Source organism: Actinomyces sp. SKVG-SVH-4(1) (genome assembly GCF_048514265.1).
Classification (GTDB): domain Bacteria; phylum Actinomycetota; class Actinomycetes; order Actinomycetales; family Actinomycetaceae; genus Actinomyces; species Actinomyces oris.
Genome location: NZ_JBGEVE010000001.1, coordinates 97,563 through 110,661, shown reverse-complemented (window position 1 = coordinate 110,661; position 13,099 = coordinate 97,563). Strand labels below are relative to the sequence as shown.

The window sequence follows — 13,099 nt, the reverse complement described above, 5'->3', positions numbered from 1 at the left end:
TCAACGTTCTACCGCTGCGAGCACTGCCCGGGGAACCTCGAGCACCGGAGCGCTCGCATCAGGCGATAAGCGGCCCCTCTGGCGTGATCGTCCTGGTCAGGCCGACATAGGAGAATCGTTGTTCATCGACTGAGGACAGCAGGCCGACGTCGCACAGGAGCACGGAGTCCTCATCCGTCTTGATGACTCCTTCCAGCTCGCCCCGCATCCGCAGGAGCTTGGCCGGCGCCGCATCCACGACGAACACGGAGTACTGGATGCGGTCCCCGTACTTCAACAGAGTCTTCGCCACCCGCGTTCGGCGCCGGTCGGACGGGACGTCGTAGGCCACGAGAACACGTCTGACATCATCACGCATCAGCGCACCGTCACTCCCTTGTAGGCCGCTTGAGTCCCATCGATGGTCCCGAGCACGAGTCGCGCCTGGACCTCAATGGCTCGCCGCCAGGTGACGTCGTAACCAAAGACCGGGTGTCGGAAGGAAGTCTCGATGCGGCGCTCGAACCCGGAAATCAGCTGTTTGCGACCGCGGTCCGTCATCCTGCAACTTCCCATCTCTCCTGAAAAGTCCTGCTCGGTCAGCTCGCCGTTGCGAAAGGCACGCACGACAACAGAATCGGCCACCGGCGCCCTGAACTCCTCCATGAGGTCGAGCGCCAGGGCAGGCTTGTTACGGGAGCTGGAGTGAAGGAAACCGGCATGAGGGTCCAGACCACAGGCCACCAGTGAGCGAACACAGTCCCCTAGAAGCAGGGCGTAGGTGTAATCCAGGGCGGCATTGGCGGGGTCGGGAGCCGGTCGGCGTCGTCTTCCCCTCCACCGGGAGGCTGCAAAGGCCGCCGTATTTCCAGTGAGCATCGTCGGGAAGGAATCGAAGTAGAGCCCGGCAGCTTCACCCTCAACTCCGAGCAAGTCCGCCAACGACCGCACGCAGACGGCGTCACGTTGCAGGCGACGCATCCGCTCCACGGCATCAGCGGCCTCACCGTTGCGCCGGAGCAGCGTCGCCTGGTTCGCGATCTTTGCTGAGACCATCTGCTGGGCGATGTCCAGCCGCCCCTCGGCGCTGGCAACATGCTGGCGCACCCGCTGAAGTCCATTGGGAGAGTCCGCGCCCTGCGACCAGCCGATCACTCGGCCGGACCACGAGCACCACACCACACACCGGTCGCGCCAGCACAACTCACGCAGCAGAGCCGACGAGACGTCGACATTCCCATGGACTACCAGACCGAGTACCCGTTCAATCGGCACGCTGAGAAGACGCTCTCCGGCTTTAGCGACCTCGACTCGTCCACTGTTGAGAGACGCCCTCGATCCTGCGGTGGCAGCGTGGAGGATCTGGGCGTCGGGGGCGGAGGCGACAACCCGCCGTCGGGCGTTCTCATATCGATGTTCAGAAGGCAGGCACACCGAAACGTGGGAGCACTACTGGCAGCGACTGTCATCGTCAGGCGGCTCAGGCGCCTGTGGCGCCCCAATCAGACGACGCGTACGTGCAACCGCCTCCTCCGCCCGGGCGAAGTCAGCATCGGTCAGGGCGACCTCCACTCGCTGGCGATGCCCGGCGAAGTAGACCTCTGCCCCTTGGACCTCTCGTCCCATCTCCTTGAGACAGAGAGTCTGGAGCGCGAGCTGGAGCCGGTTGGCGTAGGTGACTTCGGGGCGACGCCGTACGGGAGTGGCCTTGTACTCCACGACGGTCAGTGGGCCATCATCTGCGCCCTCGATGATCTGTCTCCTTTGACAGATATAACGGTGGCGATACGTCAGCCCCACCACCTGGGCGCATCCTGAGGAACCTTCAGGACATAGGTCGGAACAGCAAAGAATTCACCGCATTGGCGGGCGCCCACACAGGCAACCGTGCCGGCGCCCACCATGCATGACTGCCAGCCGCCCTGGCGCTCCGATTCAAGGACGGCCGGTTCCTTGTTCAGTTCAGCGCCTCCAGCCTCCCCGCACCCAGCGAACGCTCCGGAGCATTGGGGTTATCACTGACGTTGACGTGGAACGTCAAGGTCGCTCGGGCACCGTGCGCTGCAAGCCACGCGCATGCCGATCTCGCTGCAGCAGCCGATTCCCTGCTCGTCGCAGCCTGAATGACCTGTTCTGAGACCACCACTGCCTGCCACCTTCCCAGCGTATGAGCCCCGACGAGTACTGGGAGCACCAGGTGCATCGGGGTGAACTTGCCAATCGGCACTGCCCCGGCGGTGACGGAGGCCCCCATGAGTCGGTGGATGACAGGGAACGACGAGATCCCCCACAGAGCACACCAGGCGAGCGCACTGTCGGTAAACCGTGGCGAGGTCAGCCCAGTCGCAGTCCTGGACTCGTCCGAGCGCTTCCCTTTGTAAGCTTCATCCTTGACGCTCTGGCCAATGAGCCCAGAGGCAATGGCACTAGCATCCCGATCGGCAACAATCTGAGCTAGCTGTCGCAGTCGGTTGCGAATGAAGTCCTCACCACGGTTACGCGTCTTCATCTCCCATCGGTTTGCCCCCTCATCCGGTCTAGGACCGTTGTTGGCAAAACGCCAGTAGGCAGGTTCCCCTAGCGCTCCTATCAGTTCAAGATCAATGTCACGTTTGAGTTGTTCCTTGTCCTCCACCTCGTGATCGATCCTTTGCAACCGCTCAGTCTGCAGAGACCGCCACTGTGGTAGAGACTGAGGCGCTTTCACCCGCGGACTGAAGAGGGCGCTATTTCCGTTCCAAGGCGCGGCTTGAAGATTGCAGTCAATCCAGCTTCCCGAAACCGCGCGTGCCGTGGCGTGCTCATGAACAGCAACCGCGATGGCCTCGTCGTCGTAGCCGTCGGCGGTGACAACCATCTGAGGCTCAGCAGCGTCAGTCCAGCCGAGCCGGACGCGCTCGGCTCCGTCACCTTCCAGGATGAGCGCCAGTCCAAGCCCGGCGAAGGTGGTCAGCGCACTGGTGACCTCTCCGCTAAGGATCATCCCCATCACTTCCCTTCCCTGGAGATCGTGCAGTCGGCGGCACGCAGCAGTGCCTCGAGGTAGGCGGTCCCCCAATGACCCCACCGCCTGTCGGTGCGGTCGATCAGGGACTCCCACTCGCCTTCACCCACCAGTTCTTTCAAGGCACCGACGTGGTCGGGCCCGGCCGTGGCCGGGTCGTGGTCGAACAGGGGCCTGCCACGACCATGACTGGTTCCCACCAGCCTGGTGACCAGGTCCCGGAGATCCCGCTCGACGCCGTTGGGCTCAGTCTGCTCCCAGTAGGCGGCCGCGGAGGCCAACTCATGGCGCCATCCCGCGGGGAGTCCAGCATCGGCCCATGCGCGGCGCACGGCCGCCAGCGATGTACTGCGGCCCCCGCTCTTGGCAAGCACCTCCCTGCCATCGGGATCACTCCGCCACAGGAGCCTCTGGAAACGAGCATCGTTCTTTCCGACGTCGTGCCAGACCCCGGCCTCAGTCAAGGCCGTCGCAGGCATCGACTCAATACCGATGCCGCCGGCCAGCGCCTCCGCACGGGCGGCGACCGCCGCGTTGTGGTCCTCAAGGAGCACCCGGTGGCTCACGGACCAGGCGGAACGGTCGTCGGAATCATCGTCCGGTGTCACGCTGCTGCGCCGCACCATCCATGCCGGTACGTCGACCTCATCCCGACCTGGAGACCACACCACTGTCTCCCCCGGAAACATGTCACTCAGCTCATCCGGTTCCAGCTCCGCCAGCCGGCGCAACTCATCGGAAGCGGTCACGACGTCGACAACACCGTCAAGTTCCCCGTGGGGAACCGGCTCGCCCCGTTCCTCACCAGCGTCTGTGACAACTCCGGAGGTCAGAAGCGGTATCGAGGCATCCAGAATGAGGAGGTCGCCGGGGCGAAGCGCACGAGACGCGATCTTGTCTCCCCCCTCGTCCTCGAGGACCATCGCCTGCCACTGGGGCAGGACCGCCCCGTCTCGCCACAACACCGATCGTCCCAAAGGATGGTCCGTATGCTCTCTCAGCCCCTGCACCACCTTCCGCGCGGTGGCGATGGTCATGGGGTAGACCTCGCGGTCCTGCGGGGGCACCTCAGTCACCAAGGTCTCGCACGCCGTCACCTCAGGCAGATCCTTCAGATCCCTCAGGACAAGACCCACTGTTCCGGTCTCGGGGTCGAGGTCATCACGGATCCACAGATCGAGCTCCGGTTCGACGACGAGCCTCATCGACGTCTTCGACCACAGGGCCGCATCCCAGGGCTCAGGCCTCTGGTACAGCAGGCGGCGCGAGGACTCCGCAGGCGGTGCTTTCAACTTCTCGCTGACCGCGAGAGGAGACAGGTCGCCGTCATCGGCACGGTCCAGAATCCAGGTGCGAGCGGCGAGCAGGTCATCCTTCCGGTACGGCAGTGCGTCTTTGCTCAACACTGCTTCCCTCGGAGGGCCGATGACGGTGAACCATGCGCGGTCACGCCGCCCCAGCCGGTTGACCCGGCCGGCGCGTTGAGCCAGGGCACTAGCGGAGGCGAGCTCAGTCACCATATGGGTCAGGTCCAGGTCGACCCCGACCTCAATGGTTTGGGTTGCTACGAGGACGTCCACGCCCTGTGCCCCTGAGACATCGAAGAGTCCAGGCTCCCCCCTCCTCATACGTTCCAGGTCCCAGGGGCGCATGCGCCCCACCCACAGCCGGCAGTTCAGCCCCTGCTCGTCGAGGGCCTTCGCCACCTGAACTGCGCTGTCCACTCGGTTGAGGACACACCCCACCGTCCGAGGGCCGTCGGGGAGGAGCTCGCGCGCATCCTCAACAGCGGCGAGCACCCGAGAGACAAACTCATCGCGATAGGCCTTCGTCATCTTCCCGTTGATAGGCCATTCGGTCGTCTCCACGTACCGAGGCGACTTAGGTGCCCGTACCCGAGCGGCCAACCGGACGTCATGAGCCAACGACTCCGTTGTGACGCCGATGATGTCCGTCGCGTCACCCGAGGGCGTGGCCGTCATCTCCACAGTCTGGAGCGTCGGGATTCCGAGCCGCTGCGCACTTGGAACGCACAACTGCCCCACCCTCCGCGCAGTCACAAGGATCTGGCGGCTCAGGTGGGCCTCATCAACCACCACCGCAGTATCGAGGGCCAGCATCCCCGCCAGCCGGGGGCGCGCCAGCCGAGATGCTCCGTAGGAGCGGAACAGCAGGCTTGAGGCCCACATCGCTGGGGTCATGCACAGCACGGCGCACGCCTCCGGGGCATTGAGCCAGGCCCGATCTGTGACCGCCGCGCCACGCATGGTGGCGGTGACCAGCGGTGCGCGGTCCTCGGCCTCAAACACACGCAGCCCCACCAGAGCGTCACGTACGCGACTGAGGATCGAGTCATCCGCGGGTGCTTCCTCCAGGAGGCACCGTATCCTTGCCGCGCGCGCGGCATGAGAGTCGGTCAGCGCCCTGCGGTTGACCACCACGGCCAGTCTTCTGGGGACACGCTCCGCGGCACCAACCGCGAACAGAGCCACTGCGAAGACGTGCATCTCCACAACCGATGACTTGCCGGCGCCTGTCGGCGCAACGATCTGCTCCGGCCAGGTCCCGGTATTCACCAGGTGCCTCAGCAGATCCTCCTGCCACGAGAACGGCCGCTTCCCAACTCCGTGAACCGCCTCGAAGAAGTCTCCGAAGTCCTCGATGGCTATCACGGCCGCCTCCCCAACACGTTCTGCGCCAGTTCGGTGGGCAGATCAGCCGGTACCAGCAGCCCCCCGCCCAGGTGGCGGCTCTGCCCGACGGCAGCCAACCCCGTATCCGCCAAGAGGTCCCCAGCGCTGATGAGCGCCGTGTAGGGCTGAGCGGTGACGCCCTGCGGCATCTTGTGGACGTATAAGCTCGGATTTCTCGTGACACGGTGGCGCCACATCACTCCTGCTCCACGTTCACGTACCTGGGCCACCAATGAGCGGTAGCCCTGGGTGCCTTTGGGAACAGCATCGAAGCGATCGCGCCAGACGAATCCGAGGGACAGGAGGATCGCGTCCTCGAAGGTCCAGTCCCCTCGCTGGCGAGTCACCTCCGGCACAGCCACCGGCGTCGGGGACCACAGACGCCGCGTTCCCTGAGCAGGTGGGCGCCAAAAGCCCTGCGCGTCGAAGACCTCCCCTACCGGACGCAATCTCGCCGGCGCCTCATCTCTGCGGTAGTTCAACCGAGTCATCCCCGCCAGGGCTTTGAGGACGGCTCCCTCGTCGTCGTCGCTGACATCGGAGGGCAGCATGACGAGGAAGGCGCCTGGAACGTCGATCTCCGTCTCAACCACTGACTGAGCGAGCACAGACGCGGGAACGTACTGGATAGCCAGCCGATTGGCTGGCCTTGTCAGCCCTTCGTGGTATCGCCCGGTGACGAGCGCAGGTGCCCCATCACCAATACGGGCCACAAGCGCCCGGTGGAAGGCAACGCACCAGCTCACCCTGCGTTCCGGGGTGATTTCCCGCCCAGTACCGTCGTCGGCCAAGAAGATCAGGACATCACTCCAAGGAGAATGATCGCCATCAGGACGTCTCAACGGTCCCACCTCCGCATACCTGGCGGTTCGCAAGCACTCCTCGGAGGTGGGGAATGCCCTGACGGAGTCTCCCGAGGGACGGAACCTGTCTGCGGATGCAGTTGGGACCTTAGGCGGCCGGGACTGAGAATGCAGCTCGCGGAGCACGCGGGTTCGCCCCGGTGCGGGAATCTGCACGCGCAGCCCCCCAGGAGTGAAGGCGGTTGCGGCAGAGTCAAGTCGCCAGTTCGCCTCCACCGTCTCGATGCTCATGACCACGGGACTGTCCATCTCCCCTAGACACGGCACGTCCTCGCACAACCGAGAGAGCGCGTCACGAACACCGTCTGGCATGTCATCCCAGAGCCAGCCGATCTCACCATTGATCGCGTAGCCGTCGGAGATGGCTTTGGCAGCGGTCTTAGGCTGATCCTTCTCGATCGTGCCCGTCTTCCGGTAGGCGACTCTATTGCCTGACTGAACTGGAGCCATGCTCGGGATATGCAGACCGTGAGGAGGGTGTTTCTCCAACCAGGTCAACGCCTCATCGATATCAGGGGCCACCTGGCCATCAGTGCCCGCAGTGACCCCGGTATGGGAGGCACTCACGAATGCAGAGAACAACCGAGCTGGCGAAGGGAACGGCTCGGGGCTGCCGTCTGCTGCATGCCCGTGGTAGACACCGAGCGGAAAGTGCGCGGTAACACTAGCAGGAGCCATCAGTCATCCTGCGCGTCGTCAGCCGCAGCGGCCAGAATCGCCGGATTTCCCTCAACGACGAGGACCGAACCATCCCAAGTCAGGTTCGCCGTCTGAATCGCATGGTCGATGGCGGCGCTCAGCAACTCCTGAGCCTGGTCGATGCTCAGTGGCTCGAAGCTCTCCTTCTGCCCGTAGCGCTTGTCCAGGGCGACGACCGCGGGGCCGGTCTCCACCAGGTCGCAGTTGGCCCGTAGGAGGAGCTCGGCGTCGGAACGCGCCAAGCCGTTGAGCGCCAGTGCGGCCAGCAGCGCTCGACAGGCGACGTCGCCTTCCGGCGTCGGAGAGTCGAAGCGCAGGGCACGAAGCGCGGCAAAGCTGAGCACATGGGAACGAATGATCGCCTGACAGGTGACACCGCCGAGCTGCTCCAGTGACGGCGGAATACCGCCAAGTCCCAAGGTCGATGCCTTCCCGTTCTTACCGGAAGCACTCTTATGTGTGCTCGCAGACAACTCGTGCTTCTGAGCCTCAGCAATCGCCTTGCGCTCCTTGTCCCCCAGATCGATCCGCATCCCCACGGGGTCAATGCGTGCTCCTCCGCGCTTGGACTGGTTGGCCTCCGGGCCCCCTTCCTGGTCCGCGAGGATGCCGATGATCTCGCCGACGAGGATGCTGCGGTAACGCCCTTGATGAGTCTTGCGGCTGGCGTCCCAGCCGCCGAGCAGAAGTGTCATCGGGCTGCGCTCCAACAACGGGCGCGCATGGTTCACCGTGGCATCACGGAGCTTTCGATACTCCTGAACGGAGGTCACCGGTTCTCCGTTGATGGTGCCGGCTCGGATCTGCCCGTCGAAGGCCCGGTGCGGCAGGTCGAGGTCGCTGTAGACCTGGCCGTTCTCGAAGCGGAGCTCAATGCGTGGAGTGCGGGTCAGTATGGGGTCCCCATCCGCGATGGCAGCTGACACGACTGCCTCTAATCTGTTGTTCTGGGACTGCTTGGAGTCGATGAGGACGGCGGTGACGGCTTCCCCATTCCAGAAGCGCCGCTCATAGGCGAACACGGACTTGCTGCCGGAGACGAACTTGGCCGGAGCGACTGAGGCATGAGGGCCAGCCGCAGGCTGCAAAGAGGTGATCGAGGTCAGGACGCTGGCTCCGCCCGGGCTGCAGGCATCAAGCAGGTGCTGAAGGGTAATCGTTGACATGTAGGGACTCCTCGTTGAGGTAGGTCCGTCTGACCTACACCTACATCTCTACACCTTCCCTACGACACATATGACGCGACGATATTGCGGGTTGACTCCGGCGGCGAAACGCTGTTACCGCCCGAAGCTCTCTGCCATAGTGAGGGCATGCCCAAGCAGAACAGACGCATCGTGACCCGCTGCTTGCGAGTCGTGGGCGCCGTCGTTCTCACGCTCTTCGCGATCGTGGGCACATGGCAGGTCTCCGACGGCTCCTGGGGCATCACGGCTGGCGCCGCGCTGGCAGTCATCGTGCTGCGGTGGCGCCGCGAGAAGCCCGACGCCGTCCTCGGCGTCCATCTTGTGCTGTGCGCACTCCAGCTCGGCGTCACCGACGCTCCGCTGCCCGCGGATCTGACGATCGTCGTGTCCCTGTACGCGGCAGGCCGGTGGGGCGAACGGGGGCTCACGCCGGTGTGGGCCATAGCCGTTGTCGTCGGCTCGACGCTGGGGGCATGGGACTGGAATCGGGATGAGCTGGGAGTCGTCCCGCTCTCCCTCTGGGCCCGGGACATGGCGCAGGCCGCCTTCGCACAGTTGTGCAGCGCCGCCATCGCCTGGGGCCTGGGAAGATTCGTGACGCAGCGCCGCCAGCTTCGGGCCAGCCGCCTGACGGCGGAGGAGCAGCGCCGGGCTGCGCACGACGCAGCGCTGCGCAACGAGATCGCCAGGGAGGTTCACGACGTCGTCGGACACGCCCTGGCGCTGATCGCCGTGCAGGCCGAGGCGGGCCACTACCTGGCGGCCGGTTCCGAGGACATCGACCTCCCCGCCGACGAGCGACTGGAGCAGGCGGCTCAGGCGCTCGGGCAGATCCGGGCGACCGCGCACTCGGCCCTGGCCGATACCCGCAGTCTGACCCGCACTCTGGCCTCTTCCCCGCAATCGCAAGAGCACCGGAGCGCCGCTGAGCCCAACGATGCCCGGCCCGCCTCCCCCGTCGCCGAGACGCCGTTGCGTCCGGTCCCGAGGATCGCCGATCTGCCCAGGATCATCGACGACGTCCGTGCTACCGGGCTGCCGGTCACCCTGTCAGTGGACGACCGGCTGATCAGTGAGGGCGAGCAGACTGGAGGCCGCAGTCCGCTCAGCGCACAGGCGGAGCTCGCCCTGTACCGAACGACGCAGGAGTCTCTGACCAACGTGCTCAAGCACGCCGAGGCGGCGGCGGTCGAGGTGAGGCTGGAGTACCGTGACGACGAAGCTCACAAGGAGGTCGTTCTGACTGTCGCCGATCAGCCCAGCGCTCACGACACCGGGGCGCTTACCCCGAGGGCCGGCGGTCGCCTCCCGTCGTCCGAGCAGACGCCCGCGGACACCGGCGGTGGCCAGGGACTGGTGAACCTGCGCCAACGCCTGGCGGCGGTCGGCGGTTCCCTGGAGGCGGGCCCGGGCCCCGGGGGAGGATTCATCGTGCGCGCCCGTATTCCCTCCGAGGCCCCTCAGTCGACAGCCGTGACCCCAGGAGGAGAACCGATATGACCCGAACTCTGCGCATTGCGCTGGTGGACGATCAGGACCTGGTCCGTTCCGGCTTCCGCATGATTCTCGATGCTCAGAAGGACATGTGCGTGGTCGGCCAGGCCTCCGACGGCGTCGGTGTTCTTCCCATGGTCAAGGCCACTCAGCCCGACATCGTCCTCATGGATATCAGGATGCCCACCTTGGACGGAATCTCCGCCACCCACGCGGTTCTGGGCAGCCACCCCGACCTCAAGGTGCTCATCCTGACCACCTTCGACCTGGACGACTACCTCGTGGCGGCGATGCGGGCCGGGGCCTCGGGCTTCCTGCTCAAGGACTCGACGGCGCCCGAGCTCCTGGCCGGTATTCGCGCCGTAGCTCGAGGAGACTCGGTGGTGGCGCCGTCGGCCACGCGCCGGCTGCTGAAGCGGTGGTTCGCCCCCGCTGGTTCCACCGCCGGCCCAGCCGGTCCCTCGGAGCCCGGTGCCGGCACCGCGCATACAGAGTCCATCGATGCTCTATCCGATCGGGAGAAGGAGATCGTCACGCTGGTCGGACGCGCCATGAGCAACACCGAGATCGCCCAGCACCTCGTCCTGGCCGAGTCAACGATCAAGTCCCACCTCAACCGGATCCTGCACAAGCTGGAGCTACGTGACCGGGCCCAGCTCATTGTGCTGGCCTACGAGAGCGGACTCGTGCGCGTGGGTGGGTAACCCGGCACCGGTTGCGCGTCCCCGAGTTGGAAATCACCCCGACACCTTGCAACCCCGGGTGGAAACAGGCCCCCATCGGTCACGATGACCGTCGTCGGGCTCTACGGTCGGCTCCATGAGTTCCAGCAACCGGTTCCATTTCCTCGACTCCTTGCGCGGCTTCGCCGTCGCAGGCATTCTCCTCGTCAACGCCGCAGATCTCATGTGCCTGGGACATGACGTCCCGGTCCGGCCCTTCCAAGCCGTCCCGCTGGCGGAGAACGTCCTGAACTTCCTGGTGGCGACCCGCTTCGTACCGATCTTCTCCTTCATGTTCGGAATGAGCATGGGGTTCGTCATCGATTCCGCGATCCGCCGGGGCGCCCCTGCCTGGAAGATCCTGCTGCGCCGCCTGGCCGCGCTCCTGGTGATTGGGCTACTCCACTCGATCCTCTATCCCGGTGAGATCCTGCGCGACTACGCGGTTGCGGGAGCCATCCTCCTGCCATTCGCCCTCAAGGTCCCGCGCTCCGTGCGTCTGGTACTCGGTCTGCTGGCAACGGTCAGCGCCTACGCATTTACAGGAGGAGGGGCACTATCACTGCCCGGGCTGTTCCTTCTGGGATCGGCGGCCCAGGCCTACGGCCTTCCGGCACGGCTCGAGCACGCCGACCGTCGGATCGGGGCGGCGACGCTCGTATTCGCAGCCGCCAGCGCGGCCGCGATCCCCTGGCAGGCCGCCGAGGACGGTGATCCCAGGTTCTTCACGGCGGGCGGAGTCGCCGGAGGACTCATGGCTTGTCTCTACGTCTGCCTTCTGGCGCTGCTCTGGCGCACCCCGGTGCGGCGGGCCCTGAGCGCGGTATTCGAGCCCCTGGGCCGCATGGCGCTGACTTGCTACGTCACCGCTTCCTTCGTCATGGTGCCGGCGGGAGTGCTGCTCGATTCGCGCTCCACCCATGACGTGATTCCCGGACTCATCGTCGCTGCCGCGGTTCTGCCCCTCCAATGGGTGTTCTGCCGTCTTTGGCTCTCCCGGTTCGCCTACGGCCCCCTGGAGTGGGTGTGGCGCTGCATCACCTGGTGGCGGTGGGTTCCGTTGCGGCGCCAGCAGTTACAGCAGCCTGACAATCAGTCAAACCCATACAGGTACGCTCGGTTACCGACGACCGGGGTAATGTAGACCCTGTACTCCGTATCTCAGGATCCCGACGTCCTCCCGTGCAGGAGAACAACGAAGAGACCGCCGCCCGTCGTACAGCACTGCTCGCGCCGAGGAACTCCGCATGCCAGCCACCTCCAACAAGATGATCGGCGACTTCAGCGGCAAGCCGGCGTCGGCCGCTATGTACGCGGCGATCGAGTCCTACGCACTCTCGCTCGGCTCCGTCACGAAGCACCTGACGGCCCAGGTGAGCTTCTCCATCAACCGGAAGTTCCTGTGGGTCTGGGCCTATGAGAGGACGGGCGACGGCACCCTGTTCCTCAACGTGAGGCTCGACCGACCCGTGGAGGATCCGCACTTCCACCGCGTCGACCAGGTCAGTGCCAACAGGTGGAACCACCACGTCGTCGTTAAGACGATGGAGGCCGCACAGAGCGACTGGCTCAGGGACCTCATTCGCGCCGGCCATGAGTTCGCCGCCCGTTGAGCGCCCCTCAACGGCCACGCAACAGCGCCATGCCGCCGGCCATCCGCTCTGGTGCCCGAGTTCTTGGCCATCGGGGACGTACTTGGTGACCGAGGACTGCGATATCCCCCAAACGACTGGAGTCCGTCAGCAGTCGTTTGGGGGAAAAGTACGTCCTGGGCGAAGAACGCAGTTCTCGATCCAGCGCAGTCCCCTCTCACACGCGGTCGACGAACTGAACGGCGATCTCCCGAGGAACGGGGTCCCATTCTTGTACGTACCTAATGGCTCGCGCACTCCCGTCGCTTCTCCCGGAGTCACGCAGGCGCCGTACCTCGTCACGATCCAGCGGGCTCTCCGAGAGCATGCGATCGATCGACAGGCTGTAGGTCTGCCGGAAGAACATGCGTTCCTGCTCGCTCTTCGTCATCGGACGCTCTCGACCATCTGCTATCCGCCAGATCGCCAACAGCATGGCGAAAATAACCAAGAAGGCCAACCACGCATCAGACATCGCGACTCCTTTCGTGAACGATGAGGCAAGAGCACCATGAGCACACTGACACGCACTGCCACGCCTTTGTCGAGTCGAGCCCGACGAACAGCATGCCACCGCTGGGCAGGCGCTGCTGGAACATGCCTGGGCACTACCGTCACATGCTCACCCGCCACGCTGAGAATGCGCTTGCACTCCCCCGACGGAAAACGAAGAACCCTGGGCATCAACACTGATCGCGCAAGGTCCGGGCGAAGCTGCCGGCGCCGGTGACGCACTCGTCAGGTATGACATCCCCGTCGTCAGCACCTTCTTTACCGGGCGCCACGAGGTCCCCCGGGCTCCCCCGGTTGCCTGGCCGCCACCGACC

At 65.1% G+C, this 13,099-nt stretch carries 12 protein-coding genes; 4 read left to right on the top strand and 8 right to left on the bottom strand.

Features of this window, described 5'->3' with window-relative positions; translation table 11 throughout:
- Positions 1-58 precede the first annotated feature (58 nt).
- The 7 genes from cas2 to cas7u form a co-directional block, all read right to left on the bottom strand.
- A complete protein-coding gene (gene cas2 / locus AB7V09_RS00410) occupies positions 59-358 on the bottom strand; it encodes a CRISPR-associated endonuclease Cas2 (RefSeq protein ID WP_075378448.1) in 300 nt (99 codons plus the stop codon).
- The gene (gene cas1, locus AB7V09_RS00405; protein ID WP_419142607.1) at positions 358-1,413 is read right to left on the bottom strand and encodes a CRISPR-associated endonuclease Cas1; all 1,056 of its coding nucleotides are present in this window, start codon (positions 1,411-1,413) and stop codon (positions 358-360) included. The genes cas2 and cas1 overlap by 1 nt, the downstream gene beginning before the upstream one ends.
- A gap of 15 nt (positions 1,414-1,428) precedes the next feature.
- Positions 1,429-1,698, bottom strand: coding sequence for a CRISPR-associated protein Cas4 (locus AB7V09_RS00400; RefSeq protein WP_204473043.1), 270 nt, complete (start codon positions 1,696-1,698; stop codon positions 1,429-1,431).
- 238 nt (positions 1,699-1,936) lie between these two features.
- On the bottom strand, positions 1,937-2,968 hold the full coding sequence (locus tag AB7V09_RS00395) for a hypothetical protein (protein ID WP_419142606.1): 1,032 nt from the start codon (positions 2,966-2,968) through the stop codon (positions 1,937-1,939).
- The gene (locus tag AB7V09_RS00390) at positions 2,968-5,655 is read right to left on the bottom strand and encodes a hypothetical protein (protein ID WP_419142605.1); all 2,688 of its coding nucleotides are present in this window, start codon (positions 5,653-5,655) and stop codon (positions 2,968-2,970) included. Before AB7V09_RS00390 ends, AB7V09_RS00395 begins: the two co-directional genes overlap by 1 nt.
- The gene (gene csb2, locus AB7V09_RS00385; protein WP_419142604.1) at positions 5,652-7,217 is read right to left on the bottom strand and encodes a type I-U CRISPR-associated protein Csb2; all 1,566 of its coding nucleotides are present in this window, start codon (positions 7,215-7,217) and stop codon (positions 5,652-5,654) included. The genes AB7V09_RS00390 and csb2 overlap by 4 nt, the downstream gene beginning before the upstream one ends.
- Complete coding sequence (gene cas7u, locus AB7V09_RS00380) at positions 7,217-8,404, bottom strand: type I-U CRISPR-associated RAMP protein Csb1/Cas7u (protein WP_419142603.1); 1,188 nt, start codon at positions 8,402-8,404, stop codon at positions 7,217-7,219. The genes csb2 and cas7u overlap by 1 nt, the downstream gene beginning before the upstream one ends.
- A 147-nt stretch (positions 8,405-8,551) precedes the next feature.
- Here cas7u and AB7V09_RS00375 point away from each other — a divergent pair, with 147 nt between their 5' ends.
- From AB7V09_RS00375 to AB7V09_RS00360, 4 genes are all read left to right on the top strand, one after another.
- Positions 8,552-9,925 (top strand): sensor histidine kinase, encoded by a 1,374-nt coding sequence (locus tag AB7V09_RS00375; RefSeq protein ID WP_419142602.1) that lies wholly within the window; start codon positions 8,552-8,554, stop codon positions 9,923-9,925.
- A complete protein-coding gene (locus tag AB7V09_RS00370; RefSeq protein ID WP_315063962.1) occupies positions 9,922-10,623 on the top strand; it encodes a response regulator transcription factor in 702 nt (233 codons plus the stop codon). Before AB7V09_RS00375 ends, AB7V09_RS00370 begins: the two co-directional genes overlap by 4 nt.
- A gap of 115 nt (positions 10,624-10,738) precedes the next feature.
- Positions 10,739-11,785 carry a DUF418 domain-containing protein gene (locus AB7V09_RS00365; RefSeq protein WP_419142601.1) on the top strand — a complete coding sequence of 349 codons (1,047 nt, stop codon included), beginning with the start codon at positions 10,739-10,741 and terminating at the stop codon, positions 11,783-11,785.
- A 103-nt stretch (positions 11,786-11,888) separates the two neighbouring features.
- Entirely contained in the window at positions 11,889-12,254 is a 366-nt protein-coding gene (locus AB7V09_RS00360; protein ID WP_419142600.1) for a DUF5655 domain-containing protein, read from the top strand.
- A gap of 196 nt (positions 12,255-12,450) precedes the next feature.
- Here the strand turns inward: AB7V09_RS00360 and AB7V09_RS00355 are convergent, their stop codons facing one another.
- Positions 12,451-12,747, bottom strand: a complete 297-nt coding sequence (locus AB7V09_RS00355) for a hypothetical protein (RefSeq protein ID WP_419142599.1) — start codon at positions 12,745-12,747, stop codon at positions 12,451-12,453.
- Between the last annotated feature and the right edge of the window lie 352 nt (positions 12,748-13,099).

Bases quoted from the DNA above. Each gene is read 5' to 3' on its own strand.
- AB7V09_RS00360 (WP_419142600.1), top strand. From the start codon at position 11,889: ATGCCAGCCACCTCCAACAAGATGATCGGCGACTTCAGCGGCAAGCCG.
- cas7u (WP_419142603.1), bottom strand. From the start codon at position 8,404: ATGTCAACGATTACCCTTCAGCACCTGCTTGATGCCTGCAGCCCGGGC.
- AB7V09_RS00370 (WP_315063962.1), top strand. From the start codon at position 9,922: ATGACCCGAACTCTGCGCATTGCGCTGGTGGACGATCAGGACCTGGTC.
- AB7V09_RS00365 (WP_419142601.1), top strand. From the start codon at position 10,739: ATGAGTTCCAGCAACCGGTTCCATTTCCTCGACTCCTTGCGCGGCTTC.
- AB7V09_RS00375 (WP_419142602.1), top strand. From the start codon at position 8,552: ATGCCCAAGCAGAACAGACGCATCGTGACCCGCTGCTTGCGAGTCGTG.
- AB7V09_RS00355 (WP_419142599.1), bottom strand. From the start codon at position 12,747: ATGTCTGATGCGTGGTTGGCCTTCTTGGTTATTTTCGCCATGCTGTTG.
- cas2 (WP_075378448.1), bottom strand. From the start codon at position 358: ATGCGTGATGATGTCAGACGTGTTCTCGTGGCCTACGACGTCCCGTCC.
- csb2 (WP_419142604.1), bottom strand. From the start codon at position 7,217: ATGGCTCCTGCTAGTGTTACCGCGCACTTTCCGCTCGGTGTCTACCAC.
- AB7V09_RS00395 (WP_419142606.1), bottom strand. From the start codon at position 2,968: ATGGGGATGATCCTTAGCGGAGAGGTCACCAGTGCGCTGACCACCTTC.